Raw genomic sequence first — 19,216 nt, forward strand, 5'->3', positions numbered from 1 at the left:
AAAAGGACGAATATATCGTCATTCGTCCCCATAAACCTGAACTGTCTGTCATTTAAGTATCTGACAGAATAACTCCATACATAAGGTGAGCATCAGGTGGCTTACCCTTACCCCAATCAATAGGTGGCCAAACAGGAAGTCCATATATCGGTTGTATAGTAAGCTTTCCAGTAATTGATGAAGCCCCACCAAAAACGGCTTCTAGTTCTTTTTCATTTAAATCCTTGAGTTCATCGTCGCCAGCAGTTGACTCCAACAATTGAGCCGTATATTCTTCAAACTCATCCTGGGTGAAATCGTAGCCAGCACTTTTAACAACTTGGCTATATTCATCTTTATTTGTCATTCCTTGAATTTGAGCGCGAAAAGCTTCATCATTCGCTAGCTTTGCATAAAAGGCTTGAACATTTTCTATGGACATGATTTCCTCCTAAAATTATTTAATTACAGACCTAATGCGTTCCCGTAAACCTAATCTGTGATCTGAATAACTCCATACAAAGGCTGCGAAACAGGCGGGCAGGACCCATCAATAAGTTGATCTATCGGGCCTCCGTATATCATCTGGATGGCATTTGCAGTGAATCCACCAACAACAGCTTCAAGTTCTTTTTCACCTAAATCCTGGAGTTTGCCCTCAGCAGTCTCTGACTCCAATAATTGAGCCGTATATTCTTCAAATTCTTCTTGGGTGAAATCGTAGCCAGCCGCTTTAACTATTTGGCTACATTCTTCCTTACTTTTAACGCCTTGGATTTGAGCGCGAAAAGCTTCATCATTTGCTAGCTTGTTGTAGAAAGCTTTGACAGATTCTAGGGACATAATCTTCTCCCGAAATTACTTAAACATAGTTGAAGTATATGAACAGACTTAGGAGAAACTACTAAATAGGCCAATACAGTCCAGTTCAGCGTGAATCAATAATTTTTTTGAAAAAGATTGAGCTTTTATTGGTTCTAGCCAGATATTGGTGTTGCCACCTTCACTGCTAACTCAGATGCATTGTAGTTATCTGTAATAACTTGTGGACAACGCATACAAGCTGCCTTGCCTTCTTGCTGCCACCAGCGACAATCTCGGCGTATGGAACAAGGTGGTAGTTCTTCTGCTACTGGTGGCAACTTTTCTACAATTCGCATTGCTAGACGGCAATCTTGTCCATCAAAATGCTGACAACCTTTGGTAGCACAAGGTGCTGCCGTCCGAAAAATTTCCGCAGGTGTAATTGGACTAGCTTTTGCTATTAGTTCATCCGTGATAGGTTGGGGCTTTTTGAGATAAGCTACACGGGGTTCTGCCACTGTTCCACCGACTACGCCAAAGACAACACTATCCACAGATTCGGGTCTAGCACTGGGACAAAGTGTAGTTTTATCAGCAGTAATTTCTGCCATCAATTGACCCTCCAAAGAAGAGAAGCTTTATGCTAAAAGGGTTTGATCTTGATCTGGTGCTATTATTCCCATCGTCGTCATAGTAGGGAGTTGAAAAATTCCACCTGCAACATTTTTCATTTCCTCATCAGACAAAGCATCTTCTGAACCTAAACCTTGGTTCCGTCGTTCCACCGCATTTTTTACTGCATCATCAATTAGATCGTTAATTTCAATTTGACCGTTATACTTCCTTTCTCGACTTTCCATGTTCATTTTCCTCTTAACTTTCGACTATTTTCGGCTTAAATACTAAGCAATTTAATTGCTTAATATTTTCTTATTTTAGGAAAAGAGGAAACTAATTAGCTCAATTGTAAAAACTCTAATGAAGACATAAATATAAGTTTTATGTCACGAAACAATGAAAAATTTTTCTTGTCCCTATTTTCTGTAAGAGTATGCAATAGCTACTCAAACCTAAACTCTCGTACACCAATCCAAATTGAATATTTTAAGAAATTTTGACTATTAACTAAAACATTTATGTCACGAAAAGTTTGTTGTTTGCTGGCTGACAGGCAATATCTAACGACAAGCAAATCTCGATAACTAACAAAATTTAGTAACAAAAAGAGATAAAAAGCTAATGTTGTTTGCATTTGTGACTTCTGCCTCTATCATGCAATCTCTACAAAACCAAGTCAAACTTGGTGTTTGTGGCGCTACATGATCACCTTATCACTACTCCTCATTTGCAACTTCTTGTTTGACAAATAAAGCTCGATAGACAGGCTCACCCTTTTTTTGCGTGCCTATTTCCCGTTCTGTGGCAACTGGTAGCGGATTTTCTGGTAACCATTCTTCTGTACCCACTTTCTGATAAGCTGGGTGAGCAGCAAAGCGATCGCGCATCTCCACAGCAACAAATTCCATATCTGATTGCAGAAATACAACTCCCCCAACCGCAAGATAATTAGCTAAATCTGCCACTAGTTCTGGTTGTACTACACGCCGTTTAGCGTGGCGGGTTTTAAACCAAGGATCGGGGAATTGAATTGTAACGCGTTGTAAACTTCCTGGCGGGAGGGAAGATAAAAGGGAGTGCAGTGAGTTATTCACATTGCAAAATAAGTAGTGCAGGTTTGTGAAACCTAATTCAGAACGTAACTTATTCGCTTCCACCACCAGAGGTTCCCGAATTTCTAAGCCGAGAAAATTCCAGTTGGGTTCTATTTTGGCCATATTTACCAAAAACTGTCCTTTAGCGCAGCCAATATCTAAATGTAGTGGTTGATTTGGCTTTGCATAAATTTTTTCCCAATCAAGGGGACTTGCTGGTGTTTGATACTTTTTACCAAGTGGATTAACATGCTGGCGGACTCGGACTGCTGCCAAAATTTGCTCTCCTTTACGTGAAAATATCCTGATATAACCTTTATTGCCTAAGACTTTGAAGAAACTCTTGCTTGAGCGCAAAATAGTTAGTAATCTCTGCAAAAGTAAGCGGTGTAACTTCTGTTTCTCCTCGGATTGGCTGTAATAAAGCATTTAGGCTGCAATGTGAACTGTTAGCCTTTCTATATACGCAATCGGAAATCATGCCAGCGATCCTAAAGTAGTCACCTATTTCTAGTTGTTGGAAAGTCATTAGAACCTCGAAATTTTTGGTAAATAAGAGTTATAAAAGTAAGAGCTATAAAGCCAATTTTAAATTGTTCTCTTAAAATTTACCTTGTCATACTTTCAAGTTAAGTAAATTTGCACTAAGCAAGCTCTTAGTTCATTGCTCTCTTTAACTAGCTAAGAGGCTATTTACCGTAATTTATTATACCTTTTTTTACTAGATATTTGAGTTAGCTACCCAGGCAAAAAAAAGCAATACATGCTAGAATTGTATCAAATTATGGCAGTTATTCAAGAGCAATTTAGAATAATTTTGCGCTTTGTTGAGTAAACAAGCTAAAATCTACGATTTTTGGAGATTTTTAGGTTATGACAACCTCACAGGAGAGGATTATCCCGATAGACTTGCGAACCGAAATGTCGCAGTCTTATCTGGAATACGCCATGAGCGTGATAGTGGGTCGGGCGTTGCCAGATGCCAGGGATGGTCTAAAACCTGTGCATCGTCGCATTCTCTACGCAATGCACGAGCTAGGTCTGCTCCACGATCGCCCCTTTAAGAAATGCGCCCGTGTGGTGGGGGAAGTATTAGGTAAATATCACCCCCACGGTGACACAGCAGTATATGATGCCTTGGTGCGGATGGCGCAGGATTTTTCCATGCGATCGCCCCTAGTTAACGGACATGGTAACTTCGGTTCGGTAGACAACGATCCGCCAGCCGCCATGCGGTATACAGAATGCCGCTTACAAGCTTTAACTAGCGCAGGTCTACTCCACGACATCGAGTATGAAACTGTAGATTTCGCCGATAACTTCGACGGTTCCCAGCAAGAACCGACAGTGCTACCGGCACGGATTCCTCAATTGTTACTCAACGGTTCCTCTGGGATTGCCGTGGGTATGGCAACCAACATTCCGCCGCACAATTTGGGCGAATTGATTGATGCTTTGGTGGCTGTAATCCACAATCCAGAAATCACCGATCTGGAATTAATGCAGTATGTCCACGGCCCAGACTTTCCGACTGGGGCGCAAATTTTGGGGACATCTGCCATTCGAGAAGCTTACACTACCGGGCGTGGTTCTATTACCATGCGTGGTGTAGCTAACATTGAAACCGTTGAACAACGGGGACGGCCAGATAGAGAAGCAATTATCATCACCGAATTGCCCTATCAAACCAATAAAGCAGCGCTGATTGAAAAAATCGCCGAAATGGTGAACGAGAAGCGTTTAGAGGGCATCGCAGATATCCGGGATGAAAGCGATCGCGACGGGATGCGAGTTGTCATCGAACTCAAGCGTGATGCTTATCCCCGCGTTGTGCTGAACAACCTCTACAAGCAAACGCCGCTACAAGCCAACTTCGGCGCGAACATGCTGGCGTTGGTGAATAGCGAACCCCAAGTACTCACCCTCAAACAGTTCTTAACCGTCTTCTTGGATTTCCGGATCGAATCCATTGCCAGACGCACCCGCTACGAACTGCGGAAAGCCGAGGAACGCGATCATCTCCTGCAAGGATTATTGATTGCCCTATCCCAGTTAGATCCAATTATTGTCTTAATTCGTCATGCTCCCGATGCGCCCACAGCTAAAGGCGAATTAATTACAACTTACGGACTTTCGGAAGTGCAAGCAGATGCAATTTTGCAAATGCAATTGCGGCGGTTGACCGCCTTAGAAGCAGACAAAATTCGTCTAGAACACGATGAATTGCAAGTGAAAATCACCGACTTGCAAGATATTTTGGCACGTCGGGAGAGAGTGCTAGAAATTATTGAAACCGAAGTCGCGCAACTAAAAACTAACTTTGCCACACCTCGCCGCACGGTAATTTTACCAGGGGAAGGCGAATTAGATGACCGTGACCTAATTGCCAATGAAAAAGCAATAATTCTGGTTACAGAGCAAGGCTACATCAAACGGATGCCAGTTAACACCTTTGAAGCGCAAAGCCGTGCGACCAGAGGCAAAGCCGCAGCCAAGGTGAAAGATGATGATACCATTGAGCATTTTTTAACTTGCTGCGATCACGACAGTATTTTATTCTTTAGTGAGCGTGGTGTTGTTTATTGCCTGAGAGCTTATCAAATTCCAGCGAGTTCGCGTACCAGTCGCGGGACACCAATTGTCCAGATGCTACCGATTCCCAAAGAGGAAAAAATCACCTCGATTGTACCGGTTGACGAGTTTAGCAGTGAAGAATATCTGGTCATGCTCACCAAGGGCGGTAATATCAAAAAAACCGAGTTGGCAGCGTTTAGTCACATTCGCGCCAATGGTTTGATTGCCATTTCCTTAGAAGAAGGCGACCAACTGCGCTGGGTGCGACGCGCTAGAGTAGAAGACAGCGTAATCATTGGTTCTCGTAACGGGATGGCGATTAACTTCCGGTGCAACCACGAACAACTGCGTCCTTTAAGTAGGGCGACTCGTGGGGTGAAAGCCATGAAACTCAAAAATAAAGATGAACTGGTGGGTATGGATATCCTCCCCGCAGCAATTCTTGAAACTTTGGATATAGTTACAGAAGCCGAAATAGCCGAAACAGAAGATATCGAAACAATCGAAACAATCGAAACAGAAGATATCGAAATTACTGAAACTAATGAAGAGTCCACAGAAGTGCCTAGCAGTGGCATTGTTGGCCCTTGGGTGTTGGTAATTACAATGGGAGGATATGGTAAGCGCGTACCAGTTGCCCAGTTCCGCCTGCAAAACCGTGCTGGTCAGGGTTTAATGGCAACGAAGTTCAAAAACCGCAAAACCAAAGATAAGTTGGCAACCCTACGCATTGTCAACAATGATGATGATGAAATCATGATGGTGACAAATCGCGGTATTATCATCCGTCAAGCGGTCAATGCGATTTCTATCCAATCGCGATCGGCAACTGGAGTCAGAGTCCAGCGTTTAGACGAAGATGACGCCATTACCGGAGTGGCAATAGTTCCACCTGATGCTGCCGATGCAGAAGAAGCTGAATAAAAAGCAGGGGGAGCAGGGGAAGCAGGGGGAGACATTTATCTCTTTACTCCCTTGCTTAATTGCCTTATGTAGCGGCATTGTAATGGGGCTGACCGTTGCCCCTGTCGGCGCATGGTTTCTGGCTTGGATTGCCCTAGTCCCCTTATGGGTGCTAGTTGTCACTTCAGCCAAACGCAAAAACCAAGCTCCCCCTGCTCCCCCTGCTCTCTTCTGGGGTATAGGTTATCACGGTGTCGCCCTATCTTGGATTACCGGAATTCATCCGATGACATGGTTGGGCGTTCCTTGGTTGCCAAGTTTGTTAATCACCCTTTTTTGTTGGGGATTTATCAGTGTCTTGGGAGGGGTATTTGTTGCTATTTGGGCGGCTGTGATGGTTCGCCTGAACGGACAAAAACCGTGGCTACGTATACTGATTGGTACAGCCGTCTGGTGCGGCTTAGAGAGTCTATGGAGTGCTGGCCCTTTGTGGTGGAGTTCTCTTGCTTACACCCAAAGTCCGCACAATCTCGTAATTTTACATTTGGGGCAACTCTCTGGGCCTAATACTGTGACAGCTGCGATAGTTACTGTTAATGGTTTAATCGCTGAAGCATATATAAACCGTCAAGACATTAAGATTTCCTCCGTGTCCCCCGCGCCTCTGGGGTTCGTTAGTAAATACTTGGTTATCGCCACAGGATTATTAATTACCTTACACCTCATCGGTTTTATCTTATATAGCCGTCCCATCGCTCAATTACCAGAAGCAGCCTTGAAAGTGGGGATTATTCAGGGTAATATCCCGAACCGACTTTTACGAAGTTCTGAAGGGTTTCGTCGCGCCCAAGAAAATTACACCAGTGGGTATATAACTTTAGCAAATCAAGGTGTGGATGCAGTTCTTACCCCAGAAGGAGCCTTACCTATTTTCCAGCGTAACTTGCTGGAAACTGCTTTAGTCGCAGCCGTCAAGGAAAAAGGTGTAGTTGCTTGGATTGGGGCTTTTGGCGAACGGGGAGACAGTTATACAATTAGCTTGTTTACTTTCAACAGTAAGGGTGAAATTGTCAGCCGCTACGATAAGTCCAAACTAGTACCCTTGGGAGAATATATTCCCTTTGAAGAAATTTTAGGCGGGATAGTTCAGCGCTTGTCGCCTTTAGAGGCACACCAAGTTCCGGGTTCGGCAAATCAAATATTTGATACTCCTTTTGGTCGTGCGATCGCTAGTATATGTTATGAATCTGCTTTTCCTGAGCAATTTCGCCGTCAAGCTGCTGCGGGTGGGCAATTTATTATCAGTTCTTCTAACGATGCCCATTACACTGCATCGATGCCATTCCAGCACCATGCACAGGATATCATGCGGGCAATTGAAACTGATAGATGGTCAGCACGGGCAACGAATACAGGATATTCAGGCTTTATAGATCCTCACGGCAGAACCTTGTGGATATCTGGATATAATACTTACGAAACTCATGCTGAAACAATTTATCGGCGACAAACGCAGACTTTATATGTGCGTTGGGGTGATTGGTTGACACCGTTGTTATTGATATCCTCTGGAGGAGCTTGGCTGTTAATTCAAGTTGGGCATCCAAAGAAAATAAGTGATTAATGATTAACTGCTAAATTACCCATAATAAAAGAACCTTACTCCTAAATATTTAGTATGGATGCCTCCCGTGATAAGCAAATCATTTTAGATGCACGCGATGCCTGCGGCGGGCTGCGCCTACGCTACTGATAAATCCAAAAAATATCAATTTTATATTAAACTCTTACCAATAATGGTAAGAGTTATTTTATAACAGTAACCCGTCGCAATGCTTCTCTAACCCCAATTAAGCAAATCTCTCCAACAGGCTAATTGTTGGCTGTAATGACTGAGCTTGAAAAAATAGCATACTTTGCTCACCAAAAGCAGTCCAATTTTGGTCAGATAAACGCTCAGAGGCAACAATAATTTGATCTGGCTCCTTGAGTGCATCACAAGACCAATAAAGAGTAGGAGCTTGTGTGCGGTAAGCGTAGCGAATTGCTGCAATTGCTTGACCATCGGTGACAATTATATTGGCACTAAAGCTGGTGTCGTATTTTGATGCCAACTCAGTCAATTTTTGAACCGTGGCACGTAAGGCTGAGAACAGAGTGCTATCTGGAGATGACTGCCACATTTCCACTAGCAAGGCGAAGATGTGTTCAGAGTCAGTCATGCCTTTAATCAGCCGATATGTGGAATCAGAGAGGCTGTCACGGATTGGTCTGTAGAGAGTCTGTAGAAAGTTTGAGATTTCGCCATTATGCACAAACAACAGTTTCCCACTGCGAAATGGCTGACAGTTGCTAATGTCGAGCGATTCACCTATCCCAGCTAATCGCGCATAGCCAACAGTACAACTAGATTGTACATAGTTGCTCAACTCTTCCAGATTCGGATCGTTCCACATGGGGATCGTATTTCGGTAAATAAAGGGTTTACCCACTTCGTCATACCAGCCTACACCTACCCCGTCTGCACAAACTACTCCTGATTTTAATTCCAAAGAACTGTAACTTTGTTTGTAGAGAGAATGCTCCTGTTTATACAGCAACTCATCTAATAGGATGGGATTACCAAGGTAGCCAATTAATCTACACATAAAAAAATGACGTTGCTGAGAGAGTAACGAACGAAATTCAGTCACAAGCCCCGATAGAAATCGAACCTATTAACTGTGCAATAACTGCGAATCTTTACTTAATTTAACAACTAATTTTTATCTTGTGTATGCTTTAACTATGACTAAAGTCATGGTTTTGTTTGCAAGTTTTAGAAGAATATTTTCTAAAAAAATAGATTAAATAAATTTAGATATAACTAAAGGAAGAAAAAAATATTCCTATTTTATGCATATTATTTATGACAGGATAATTTATTGATACCCCATTAACTCAACGTGAGTTCGATGAACCTCTCCCTGACTTGAACTAAAGTTCAAATCTGTCCCTCTTGCCCGTTGGCTAAGGTATACACACAAGTTTCTTGATCTACACTTTTGTTGCATTGACCTGCACCTTTGTTGCATCGACCTGCAAAAATTAACTTACGTTCTTATTTACTTAAATCCTTAAATCTATTACTCGCAAATCCAGTATTAGTTATCACGCTAATGCTCACAGGATTGACGAGTGGTTGTCAAAAAAACGATCCGGCAGCAAATGCTCAAAGCCCGCCACCATTGTCGGTTAAACTTCAGAAAATTGGCACAGGCACAATCGAAGAAAGTTGCCAGTTTGTCGGGTCGTTGGAGGCGCAGCAAAAAGTCATACTACAGCCCCAAACTCAGGGACGACGAATCGAATCGATTCTCGTGTCGAGTGGTCAATGAGTGCAGCAAAGTACGCCGATCGCATCCTTGAGTTTAGATCAGACTCAGGACAATGTCGCCATTTCGATCGCAGCTGCAAGTTCCGCCCAAGCAGCATTGGTAACTGCCCAAGCGCAGCAACAACAAGCCGAAGCCCAACGCACCAAAGCAGCCGCAATGTTCAGCTGCAACGGACACAATTCAATCGTACCCAACAGTTAGTTAGTCAAGGAGCCATAGCTAGACAAGAGTCAGACGTTGCTAGAAATAATTTACAAAGTGCGATCGCAGACCTGCAAGTAGCTGAGGAAGTAATGGCAATTTAATTAAACTCCAAGATGTGGGCCGTGCAGAACTTGGCTCGGAGACTTACAGCAGCAATGCCAGAAATAATGGTAAACCGTCGATTGGGATCGCAATTTATCAATCACCTGGTTATTTGGCTTAATTTTGGCAACAGGATTAGTCGTAGATGATGCCATTACAGCGCTTCTCGCTATTATGCAATACAGTTTTTATCCTTGCGTCCTCCTAGCATAGCTTTCAGTTTTGAGGATGTACCTCATAGCTGCCGGAAGTGCTGTATTGTTGTTGAAGCGATCCAAAGTTGAACAGGGAATGCGACCACTTCAAGCATCAGTCGAGGCAATGGATGAACTTACCGGAGCGGTAGTTTCAACGTCGCTGTATTGATGGCAGTTTTTATCCTGGTGGCATTTTTCCCAGGTTCTACGGGAAAAATGTATCAGCAATTCGCGTTAGTGATTGCTTTTTCAATCGCCCTCTCAACGTTTAATGCGCTTTCATTTAGTCCGAGTATATCTGCAATTTTGCTCCGTCCGCCTCAGCCCGCGCGCGGCCCGCTTGGTTGGTTTTTTAGCCGTTTCAATCAAATTTTACAATGGATCATTGACAAGTATTTAGCGCTCGTGAATTTTCTAATTCGCGTTCGTTATGCGGTAATTGGATTATTTGTGGTTGGTTTACCTGCGACTTATTTTATGTTTACCCATGTTCCCACCGGATTTGTTCCGAGTGAAGACCAGGGAATTGTCTTAGGTATTATTCAAGCACCAGATGGAGTTGCCCTCAACTATACCGATCAAGTAATAGAAAAACTCGAACAAATTCTTGAAAAAGAACCAGAGGTGAGTAACGTTTTCGCCACTTCGGGATTTGGCTTTGCCGGTAGTGGCTCAAATCGCGGCGTATTCTTTGCAAAACTCAAGCCGTGGGAGGAGCGCACTCAACCCGAACAAAGTGCCTCTGCAATCTTAACCCGAATAAATGGGGCATTTGCAAGATAGCCTTATTTGGTGGGTTACTGGTGGCGACGATTTTGAGTTTGCTGATTGTTCCAGTGCTATATGTAATCATCAAGACTTTGGAAGAACGCTTCTTGAAGGGTAAACCTACTAATCGCTCCCAACCGCCATCCGCAGATGGAAACCAAGATGAACAATCAAGAGCGATTGCTCATCAACATTCATCTGTAATTGTCAGACAGAATGCTGATGATAACAGACGTAATGATTCGAGCAAGTAAAAAAGGAAATAGGGAGTTGGGAGTTAGGGAAGTCCAAAAATTAAATCGTTAAATTCCTCTATCCAAGACGACTATCAGATATCTTCTTCCCCTGCTCCCCCTGCTTCCCCTGCTTCCCCTGCCTCCCCTGCTTTCCCTCCTCGCCCACTCTGCCTTCTATTATAAGAGGTAAAGATTAAGTTGCAACTTTAGGAGACGCTGAGACAATATAAAATATCTCCTAATAATTTAGGAAAGTTATAAGCATTGGAGCAAAGCAAATGAATGGTAGATTGATCGCTTTCTCTGGCTTTGTGACGGCATTTGTGGGTGCAGGAATTGGTTTTATTGCTGCTAATTTACTTCCTTGCCCTTACACCAGTCAAATGTACCAAAATTTGCAGCAAAAATACGCGATAGTTGGTGCAGTTGCCGGCTTGCTGATTGGTTCTAGTCAAGAAATGATTAGAGAACTCAAGCAAGAGCAAGATGCAGAAGAAAACTTGTTACGGGATTTGAACAAAGCTATTCACTCAAGTACAGATAAAAAAAATTACTGATCCGTTAGTGCAATACATTATTCTTTCAAAATACTTCCCTACACAACAACATTCTAGTAAGGTAGAAAAAGTGGAAGACTTGCCATAGGGGGTGTCATCAGTTAAGCCCGAAGGTATTGTTGGCTGGCAGAAAAAAACTTTTATCTGTATGGTGTTGTTGAACCAGCAACAAGAGATAGTTGCTTCTGGGAATTTTCTCACCTTGATAGGAGGAAATGCATTCTACCTGTTATGCCTTCTTACCTGCTACTGGTTCAGCTATATTTTCCATATCGACCAGATTCCACTTTAATCCTTTGCTCCTATATATACGCTTCTGCAAATTTGGATAGTCACCGATATCATGGTCTAGCCTTTGACCAACTACTATACATTTGAATATAGAATTTCCCGTGTTTTGCAGCTTGTGCGGCTTACCACCAGCGCGATATCCAATAAAATCTCCTGCTTTAGCTAGATAAACGCTTTCTCCAATTGTTGCCTCAGCTTCTCCCTCAAGAACGTATACGCACTCTTCTTCGTGATAATGCATATGAAGCTCCGTTGATTCACGTCCAGGCTCAACTTCAATGATGTGGAAACCGATATTTTTTAAACCTGTTAAATCTCCTAAAGACTTATTCAGTCTGCGAGCATTGGAGTTGAGAAAATGTGTTTTTTCTAGTCCTTCATAAGACTCAATCTCTTCTTTAGTGACTAAATACTTTTCCATTTTTCGATACCAAGGTGCTAAGAAAATTTGATGGTGAACAAGCGAGAGGCCTAAAGATGAATTAAAATGGAAGTTAAAACAGGTTCAAGAGTTCCATCTCAGCAGAAGTGATCGCTTCTGTTTGTGGATGGAATTATATCATCACCTAGTTATTAAGTGCAACTTCATAGAGAATTGGGATAAAAAGTTCCTAGCCCGCTTGTCGTCATAGTGTGTGGCAATCGCTCGATATTGCTTGAGTTTGGCAAAGAAATTTTCACTGCCGTTGTGGTGCTTTGTACAAGTATTTGTCATACGTCTTTGCGCTTCTGCGTAAGGCAAATCATCCCGAAACTATGCAACGCCAAAAAACCTTGTGGAAACCTTAAAGGATACGTATTTACCTGCCAAAGTGGATAAAGGCTGCGCGGATCGCAATAAACCACACCGTAAGCGTAGCAAATAGGTAGAGGTAGAACCGAAGCATGATCAGATTGAATCTGCTATGGACAGCACTATGCAATACGCGAAACACAACAAAGATCCACGCGGCGTTCACATACACTGCATCTACCTGCTTCGTGATGAACACATATAGTACAAGCGCATAGAAAAGTACCGGAATCTCGAATAGGTTCTTGAAGTTATCTGATGGATTAGATACATTTGGTGGTGATATCTGGGCTAGTGTGCTGGCTACAGCAAAATCCTCAGGGCGGATCTTTCTACTCTTAATAAAACTGATACGGCAGATGTACATATACACCCAAACTATGAGTGTCAAAAACACCGTTGCAAAGAAAGGACTGAAAATTGCCTCTTGTGCCATTTGTACCTCTTAAATTTGCTCATTCTGCCGACGGGTGGACGATAGACTGCTCCATTAGTAGAAAAAGCAATTTCTTTTCTTGATTCTCATATCAAAGTGTTGTTGAGATTAAAGATAATATAGGCTTAGTATTCCAATACTTCTAGACCTCGAACGGGTACACTTAAGTCAACTTACTTATGACAAGTCCCTTGAAGCTTCTTTTTGAAGCCATCAATCAAGCCCGTAGTGAGCATGATCTGCGATCGCAAGTCGTGCCAAAAATTGGTGAGTATTTTGCCGCCAAACGATGGAGAATTTTTTTCTTCGAGCAACTACCCTTAGCCGATAGCAATCAACACAAAATTCTGAAAATTGCACTATCCATTGAACACAATCCTGTAGCGCGTTATCTGGTGGAGCGTCATGCGCCTGTCCACGAAGCATTAGTGACATCACCAAAGGCTTGGAAAATGATCTGTCCCCGCCCCGATCATTGGCATGTGATGGCGGGGCCGATCATTAATCGCAATCAATTAGCTGGCGTAGTGGGTTGCACCCGTGAAAAGTCAATGCCTGCCTTTGATACGCAAAATCTAACCGATTTGAGCGCCATTTGCCTGCACTTATCTGTTTGGGCTACAACAGTTGGTTCACAAGCAATTTACGAAGGAAAGTCGCAGCACCAACTTTTTAAAACTGATCGCTTAACCCCTCGTGAATTGCAGATTGCAGAATTGGTTGCTTTGGGGCAAACTAACGCAGAAATTGGTCATCAACTTTGGATTACTGAAAATTCTGTCAAGCAAGCCTTAAAGCGAATGTTTCGTAAGCTTGAGGTTTCGTCTCGTGCAGAGATGGTTGCACAACTTTTAGCTCCAAGGCATCATTCACCAGGGGCAAATCCAGATTCATTAGTTCTAGAAACGTCAAAAGTATAAGCCTTTATTGGTTTATCGTATTTAACACCAATTTCTTGCATAGAGGTACGGCTCATGGCTACTCTGCACCTTCCACCGACTGATATCTGGCTTCCATTTCCTATTGCTGCATGGCAGGATACTTATAAAACCCTGCATCTATGGACTCAGATTGTTGGCAAAATTCGGTTAGCATTAGCTCCCAAAATCAATCATTGGTGGCACTCAACGTTGTATGTCACGCCCTGTGGACTTACAACCTCGACAATTCCCTATAGAACAGGCAATTTTCAAATTACCTTTAATTTTATTCTTCATCAACTGCTAATTGAGACAAGCGATGGCACGACGAAAATGATTGAACTGGCTCCCCGCTCTGTGGCTGACTTTTATCAAGCGGTGTTCAATACTTTAAAAGAAATCGGAATCGAAGTGCGGATCTGGACAATGCCCCAGGAAGTGGTTACTCCAATTCCCTTTGAGCAAGATGAGGAACATGCTTCCTACGACTGGGAGTATGCTCAACGGTTTTGGCAAATTCTGGTTCAAGCCGAGCGCATTCTGACCCAATTCCGCTCTGGCTATGCTGGAAAATGTAGCCCAGTACATTTTTTCTGGGGCAGCTTTGACCTAGCAGTAACTCGGTTCTCTGGGCAACGTGCTCCAGAACATCCGGGTGGTGTGCCCAATATGGCAGATTGGGTAACGCGAGAAGCCTATTCGCATGAGGTCAGCAGTTGTGGTTTTTGGTTTGGAGATGGCTCGGCCGAAGCCCTATTTTATGCTTATGCTTACCCGGAACCAGAGGGATTCAAGGATTACCTAATTCAGCCGCAGTCAGCTTTCTATAGCCTAGACATGAAAGAATTCATCTTGCCCTATGAAACGGTGCGGCAGGCTAACGACCCAGATGCAATGGCGCTTGTATTTCTACAAAGTACATACGAAGCAGCCGCTAATGCAGCACAATGGGATCGTACTGCATTGGAATACAATCCAGTGGTTAAGAGCTAAATTTTTACTGGCTTCAATTATTAATACGGCTGTGATTGTTTTAGCAATAGCAATCTTGCTGAACGCACCGCGTCTTCAACAAGTTTCTTGATTTTTGGGTATAAACATTATTCGTATGCTTGGTGACTGGGGACTCAAGGATATTGCAAGCATCAAGCTCTTTTTTAGTAGTGATATTTTGTCCAAGTCCCGGAAGAACGGCTTTTTCTTGTTCTTCATTTTCTCTAAGCTCTAAGAAAAATAATCTTTCCAGAGCAGGGGTTTGGGCGTTTCACTATTAAGTTTTCCGGTACTCGCTTTTAGGAACGAATTAACATCGGGTCATAAATTTGAATTTTTTGAACGCCGCAATTACCCAAAATAGAGCTAACGTAATCAAGCTCATTGTCTGTGCCACTAACGATGAGTATGTAATTGCCTTGCTCAATTTGCTCGTTGTAAAAGCGTGCCCACTCATCTCCTATTCCTAGCCTCATAGCGTCAAAGCGCTCACTTAAATTAACACCTATTGATCCTTTAAATTGAGAAAAGTCTTTGCAAATTAAGGAAATCTGGTCTACTGGGAAACCTGCGGCACAGATATCATTAATTGCAGCTTCAAGATTATCTATGTTATTAAAGTCACTAACAGCATATTTGGTTAAAATCCCACTTTTATTAGAAATGTCAGTAGCAGAAGTAGTGGTGGTCAGATAATTTGTAGTTCCATGTTCACTGTTGAGATGCTCGTAAATGCCAAACTCTTCAATACCCCAACGCAGGAGAATTGCTTCTACTTTAGCAATTTCAAAAGATGTACAATCTACAATTATTAAATAGTGTCCAACCTCTACTCGCTGGTTATATGCTCTAGCTTGCTCTTCCGACATTCCCCAACCAACTAATGCACCAGCAAAAGTCCCAGTCGCTGCACCAATGCTTGCCCCTACAAGGGTTGTAACCAAAGCGGTTGCAGCTGCTCCAGCCAGCATTATTGGCCCAACTCCAGGGATTGCTAAAGTACCTAGACCTACTAATAAACCAGTCAACCCACCGACAGCGCCCCCTGAAAGCCCTCCAACCGTTGCGCCTTCGTCGGATTTATTACCTATTTCATCATCGCCAATCTCATGATTACGCCCTGTATTCTGTACAACTACAGATACTTTTTCCATCGCCAAGCCAGAATCTCTCAACTCATGTAGTGCTTGTTCTGCATCTCGACGATGAGTAAATACGCCTACAGCACGTTGATATTGACTTAAAACCATTATTACTCCTTGGTAGCCCAGGAAAATTAATTACCTACAAATTTAGTATTTCACTATTTGTAATATTAAATACGAGTTTCTTGAACTGAAAATCATCCATCCTTAGTAATAAAATTCATGACATTGAAGCTCCATAGCGAAAGCGCCAATCGCTTGTCTTAAATATTAACCTGTAGATGGATTCATTGGACAGCAAAATGCTACATTCTTTGCAAATCGCAGCATCATGTAGTATTAGAAATTAAGTTAATAGAACGACGATGAAATCACAAGAAGCTAAATCAAGTACAGAACTACTTGAGCAAGGGATGGTTCCTTTAACCCAGCCAAAAGATTGGTCATGGCCATTCTGGGCTGCTGTACCAGTCTACCCTTACGGCAAGCGGCGGACAGTTCGTAAGGAAATAGTTGAGGACACTATCTGGACATTCGATCAGCTTCACGGCATTCTCTACACCATCGTGCCGATCCGCATGACTGTCGTCAAACTTGCCGCCGGAGGACTTCTGGTCTATGCACCCGTTGCTCCAACAACTGAGTGTATCCGCTTGGTTAATGAGTTGGTAACAAAGCACGGTGAAGTTAAGTACATCTTACTGCCAACCAGTTCTGGTCTAGAGCATAAAGTTTTCGTTGGTCCTTTTTCTAGACGTTTTCCTCAAGCACAAGTCTTTGTTGCCCCGCATCAGTGGAGTTTTCCGTTCAACCTGCCGCTTAGTTGGCTAGGCTTTCCCCAAAAACGAACTCAAGAACTTCCAGAAAACTCAAGCCTTGCTCCCTTTGCTCTAGAGTTTGACTATGCAATATTGGACATTAATTTAGGACGAGGATCTTTTGCAGAAGTTGCAGTGTTTCACAAGCGATCGCGCACTCTACTTGTAACTGATTCTATACTTTCTGTACCAGAAGACCCGCCAGAAATCGTTCAATTAGATCCTTATCCTTTACTGTTTCATGCAAGGGAAAATGCCTTGGAGACGATTGAGGACAATGAAGACAACCGCCGCAAAGGATGGCAACGCATTTCATTGTTTGCGCTTTACTTGCGTCCTAGCGTGCTGGAAGTTACTCCAATTGGACAAATGTTTCGTGATGCTCTCAAAGCACCACAGCGAACCCTAAAAACGTACTTTGGGTTATTTCCTTTTCGCTGGCAAGAACCCTGGAAGCAGGCATTCGATGCTTTACGAGGTCAGGGGCGACCATTTGTCGCACCGATTTTGCAAATCCTTATTCTTCCCCAAGCACCAAGACAAGTCCTCAACTGGGCCGATACAGTTGCAAGTTGGGATTTTCAGCAGATTATTCCCTGTCACTTTGACTCGCTAATTTTGGCAAATCCGCGTCAATTTCGGCAAGCATTTGCTTTTCTTGAGCAAAATCCCTCTATAAGTAATGAGTTTTCTTCTAGCGAAAGCCAGCCTCTATTGGAGGAAGATTTAAAATTCATTAAGGAACTTGAAGCGGGTCTAGTTAAACGCGGTATCGCAACGCCAGCTAAAGAGAAGGTGTAACCAGCAATATGCGTATCTCACGCGGACAAGTTTGATGAACTGATAGCATCTGCGCCCGATTGGGTGAAATAGATGGGTTCAATTGTTGCGATCGCTATAAACTAATTTATACCAATTTAAATTGGAGACAAGGCAGATGAGGTAAACTGAGAAAGGTTGATTTTAGATGTTTCTATCGATGGTTGGCGTGACATCAATTGAAGTAAAAGTTTGGATAATTTAGTAGAAAGGTTGCGTCAAGCTGAAACAGCAACAGCCAAAGAACGCTTGCAAGTGCTGTACTGGCTAAAACAGGAGAATCCACCGACGCTCAGTGCGATCGCCAAAGCACTGGGGAAACATCGCAACACGGTGCAAACCTGGTTATTGAAATACCGTAATGGTGGAGTGGATGAGATGCTGGAACTCAAGCGCTCGCCAGGAGGAGTACGGGTAATTCCGCAATGGGCAGAAGCGGCGTTGGCAAAGCGATTAGAGGAGCCGCATCAAGGGTTTGAAAGCTACAAAGCAGTGCAGCAATGGTTGGCCCAGATTTTGGGAGTGGAAGCAGAATATCATACGGTGTATCAGATGACCCATAATCGACTTAAGGCCAAGCTGAAAGTTCCGCGACCGCAACACAAAAAGCAGAAGTCGCAACAGCGAGAGTCCTTTAAAAAAAACTTGCAGACGGCCTGGAGTTGTTGAGTCAGTATGATCGGCAAGTTCGTCAACAACAACGCCCGATTCGCTACTTCGCTCAAGATGAGAGCCGTTTTGGAGTTCACACGCTGCTCGGACGCTTGATTACTGCCTGTGGAGTCAAACCGATAGGACAATGGCAGTGGTTATTCAAAGCCTTTTGGCTCTATGGTGCGGTTGAACCTGCAACCGGAGAATCCTTCTTTTTAGAGTTTTCTCATTTTGATACCCAGTGCTATCAACAGTTCTTGAATGAATTTTCTCAAGCATATCCAGATAGTCTCAACATTCTTCAAGTTGATCAAGGGCGCTTTCATACCAGTAGGGATTTGATTGTGCCTGAGAATGTGATTTTGTTGTTTCAACCACCAAAAGCCCAGAACTCAATCCCATTGAGCGGCTATGGGCACATCTCAAAGCTGACCTGAAATGGACTTCTTTCCACACACTTGATCAACTGCAAGCCAAAGTTGATCAACTCTTGGCTGAGTTAACACCGCAAGTGATTACTTCCATTACTGGGTATTCCTTCATTCTCGATGCTTTATCTGCCCTCAACACCATTTAAATTGGTATTACTTTGTCACGTTTGATTTTCCATAATCTAGATTTTTTTGCGATTTCACGAAAGGTCTACGTGCTACGACTCTTTAGCCATAACTAGCAGTCTTGCCACTACAAAGGTGTTTGAAGGAAAATTTTCCCGCAAAACTGAGAATTCCCCAGTACATGTTAGCGTATTTGTTTAATGACTCATTACGTTCTAAGAAAAAAACAAAAGCCTCCTCAAATGACTTTGAGAAGGCTTTTATTGAATTATGAATCCTGGCATCGAGCTATTTTTGCGTAGGGCTACCCCTAAACTATCGTGGCCGCAGCAGCGTTTCACCTCTGAGTTCGGGAAGGGTTCAGTGTGGTTCCACCG

General features: G+C 43.1%; 22 protein-coding genes and 1 pseudogene. 13 read left to right on the forward strand and 10 right to left on the reverse strand.

The window, feature by feature from the left end; translation table 11 throughout:
* Window positions 1-52: 52 nt before the first annotated feature.
* The 5 genes from LC608_RS29095 to trmB all read right to left on the reverse strand — a co-directional run bounded on the left by LC608_RS29095 (window position 53) and on the right by trmB (window position 2,771).
* Window positions 53-421, reverse strand: a complete 369-nt coding sequence (locus LC608_RS29095) for a Nif11-like leader peptide family natural product precursor (RefSeq protein ID WP_229556896.1) — start codon at window positions 419-421, stop codon at window positions 53-55.
* Between the two features lie 50 nt (window positions 422-471).
* On the reverse strand, window positions 472-822 hold the full coding sequence (locus tag LC608_RS29100; RefSeq protein WP_229556897.1) for a Nif11-like leader peptide family natural product precursor: 351 nt from the start codon (window positions 820-822) through the stop codon (window positions 472-474).
* A gap of 134 nt (window positions 823-956) precedes the next feature.
* On the reverse strand, window positions 957-1,394 hold the full coding sequence (locus LC608_RS29105; RefSeq protein ID WP_229556898.1) for a nitrogen fixation protein: 438 nt from the start codon (window positions 1,392-1,394) through the stop codon (window positions 957-959).
* Window positions 1,395-1,421: 27 nt separating this feature from the next.
* The gene (locus LC608_RS29110) at window positions 1,422-1,643 is read right to left on the reverse strand and encodes a hypothetical protein (RefSeq protein ID WP_229556899.1); all 222 of its coding nucleotides are present in this window, start codon (window positions 1,641-1,643) and stop codon (window positions 1,422-1,424) included.
* A 474-nt stretch (window positions 1,644-2,117) separates the two neighbouring features.
* A complete protein-coding gene (gene trmB, locus LC608_RS29115) occupies window positions 2,118-2,771 on the reverse strand; it encodes a tRNA (guanosine(46)-N7)-methyltransferase TrmB (RefSeq protein ID WP_229556900.1) in 654 nt (217 codons plus the stop codon).
* A 597-nt stretch (window positions 2,772-3,368) separates the two neighbouring features.
* Here trmB and gyrA point away from each other — a divergent pair.
* Both gyrA and lnt read left to right on the forward strand, forming a co-directional pair.
* On the forward strand, window positions 3,369-5,993 hold the full coding sequence (gene gyrA, locus LC608_RS29125; RefSeq protein ID WP_229556902.1) for a DNA topoisomerase (ATP-hydrolyzing) subunit A: 2,625 nt from the start codon (window positions 3,369-3,371) through the stop codon (window positions 5,991-5,993).
* Window positions 5,974-7,596: an apolipoprotein N-acyltransferase gene (gene lnt / locus LC608_RS29130; RefSeq protein ID WP_229556903.1), complete on the forward strand. Its 1,623-nt coding sequence runs from the start codon at window positions 5,974-5,976 to the stop codon at window positions 7,594-7,596. The genes gyrA and lnt overlap by 20 nt, the downstream gene beginning before the upstream one ends.
* A 226-nt stretch (window positions 7,597-7,822) precedes the next feature.
* Here lnt and egtC read toward each other — a convergent pair whose 3' ends face one another.
* Window positions 7,823-8,665, reverse strand: coding sequence for an ergothioneine biosynthesis protein EgtC (gene egtC / locus LC608_RS29135; protein WP_229556904.1), 843 nt, complete (start codon window positions 8,663-8,665; stop codon window positions 7,823-7,825).
* A gap of 372 nt (window positions 8,666-9,037) precedes the next feature.
* Between egtC and LC608_RS29140 the strand changes: the two genes are divergently transcribed.
* From LC608_RS29140 to LC608_RS29165, 6 genes are all read left to right on the forward strand, one after another.
* Window positions 9,038-9,349: a hypothetical protein gene (locus LC608_RS29140; protein ID WP_229556905.1), complete on the forward strand. Its 312-nt coding sequence runs from the start codon at window positions 9,038-9,040 to the stop codon at window positions 9,347-9,349.
* The gene (locus LC608_RS29145; protein WP_229556906.1) at window positions 9,346-9,654 is read left to right on the forward strand and encodes a hypothetical protein; all 309 of its coding nucleotides are present in this window, start codon (window positions 9,346-9,348) and stop codon (window positions 9,652-9,654) included. Before LC608_RS29140 ends, LC608_RS29145 begins: the two co-directional genes overlap by 4 nt.
* A gap of 229 nt (window positions 9,655-9,883) precedes the next feature.
* Window positions 9,884-10,021, forward strand: a complete 138-nt coding sequence (locus tag LC608_RS29150) for a hypothetical protein (RefSeq protein WP_229556907.1) — start codon at window positions 9,884-9,886, stop codon at window positions 10,019-10,021.
* Window positions 10,021-10,635: an efflux RND transporter permease subunit gene (locus tag LC608_RS29155; protein WP_229556908.1), complete on the forward strand. Its 615-nt coding sequence runs from the start codon at window positions 10,021-10,023 to the stop codon at window positions 10,633-10,635. Before LC608_RS29150 ends, LC608_RS29155 begins: the two co-directional genes overlap by 1 nt.
* A 20-nt stretch (window positions 10,636-10,655) precedes the next feature.
* Window positions 10,656-10,874 carry a hypothetical protein gene (locus LC608_RS29160; protein WP_229556909.1) on the forward strand — a complete coding sequence of 73 codons (219 nt, stop codon included), beginning with the start codon at window positions 10,656-10,658 and terminating at the stop codon, window positions 10,872-10,874.
* A 260-nt stretch (window positions 10,875-11,134) separates the two neighbouring features.
* Window positions 11,135-11,413 (forward strand): hypothetical protein, encoded by a 279-nt coding sequence (locus tag LC608_RS29165; protein ID WP_229556910.1) that lies wholly within the window; start codon window positions 11,135-11,137, stop codon window positions 11,411-11,413.
* Window positions 11,414-11,642: 229 nt separating this feature from the next.
* Here LC608_RS29165 and LC608_RS29170 read toward each other — a convergent pair whose 3' ends face one another.
* The 3 genes and pseudogenes from LC608_RS29170 to LC608_RS29175 all read right to left on the reverse strand — a co-directional run bounded on the left by LC608_RS29170 (window position 11,643) and on the right by LC608_RS29175 (window position 12,933).
* Complete coding sequence (locus tag LC608_RS29170) at window positions 11,643-12,125, reverse strand: cupin domain-containing protein (protein ID WP_229556911.1); 483 nt, start codon at window positions 12,123-12,125, stop codon at window positions 11,643-11,645.
* 141 nt (window positions 12,126-12,266) lie between these two features.
* Window positions 12,267-12,383, reverse strand: a pseudogene (locus LC608_RS37710) (IS5/IS1182 family transposase); the annotation flags it as partial.
* Between the two features lie 121 nt (window positions 12,384-12,504).
* Window positions 12,505-12,933 (reverse strand): MAPEG family protein, encoded by a 429-nt coding sequence (locus LC608_RS29175; protein WP_229556912.1) that lies wholly within the window; start codon window positions 12,931-12,933, stop codon window positions 12,505-12,507.
* Between the two features lie 179 nt (window positions 12,934-13,112).
* Between LC608_RS29175 and LC608_RS29180 the strand changes: the two genes are divergently transcribed.
* Entirely contained in the window at window positions 13,113-13,853 is a 741-nt protein-coding gene (locus LC608_RS29180) for a LuxR C-terminal-related transcriptional regulator (protein WP_229556913.1), read from the forward strand.
* 54 nt (window positions 13,854-13,907) lie between these two features.
* Window positions 13,908-14,846, forward strand: a complete 939-nt coding sequence (locus tag LC608_RS29185; RefSeq protein WP_229556914.1) for a DUF5996 family protein — start codon at window positions 13,908-13,910, stop codon at window positions 14,844-14,846.
* 299 nt (window positions 14,847-15,145) lie between these two features.
* On the opposite strand, the gene LC608_RS29190 is transcribed toward LC608_RS29185, so the two are convergent.
* Window positions 15,146-16,096, reverse strand: coding sequence for a hypothetical protein (locus tag LC608_RS29190; RefSeq protein ID WP_229556915.1), 951 nt, complete (start codon window positions 16,094-16,096; stop codon window positions 15,146-15,148).
* 308 nt (window positions 16,097-16,404) lie between these two features.
* On the opposite strand from LC608_RS29190, the gene LC608_RS29195 reads away from it, so the two are divergent.
* The 3 genes from LC608_RS29195 (at window position 16,405) to LC608_RS29205 (ending at window position 18,719) form a co-directional block, all read left to right on the forward strand.
* The gene (locus tag LC608_RS29195; RefSeq protein WP_229556920.1) at window positions 16,405-17,610 is read left to right on the forward strand and encodes a DUF4336 domain-containing protein; all 1,206 of its coding nucleotides are present in this window, start codon (window positions 16,405-16,407) and stop codon (window positions 17,608-17,610) included.
* Window positions 17,611-17,820: 210 nt separating this feature from the next.
* On the forward strand, window positions 17,821-18,297 hold the full coding sequence (locus LC608_RS29200) for a helix-turn-helix domain-containing protein (protein WP_229556916.1): 477 nt from the start codon (window positions 17,821-17,823) through the stop codon (window positions 18,295-18,297).
* Window positions 18,294-18,719, forward strand: a complete 426-nt coding sequence (locus LC608_RS29205) for a hypothetical protein (protein WP_229556917.1) — start codon at window positions 18,294-18,296, stop codon at window positions 18,717-18,719. Before LC608_RS29200 ends, LC608_RS29205 begins: the two co-directional genes overlap by 4 nt.
* Window positions 18,720-19,216 lie beyond the last annotated feature (497 nt).

It is taken from the genome of Nostoc sp. XA010 (assembly GCF_020829625.1).
Taxonomy (GTDB): domain Bacteria; phylum Cyanobacteriota; class Cyanobacteriia; order Cyanobacteriales; family Nostocaceae; genus Nostoc.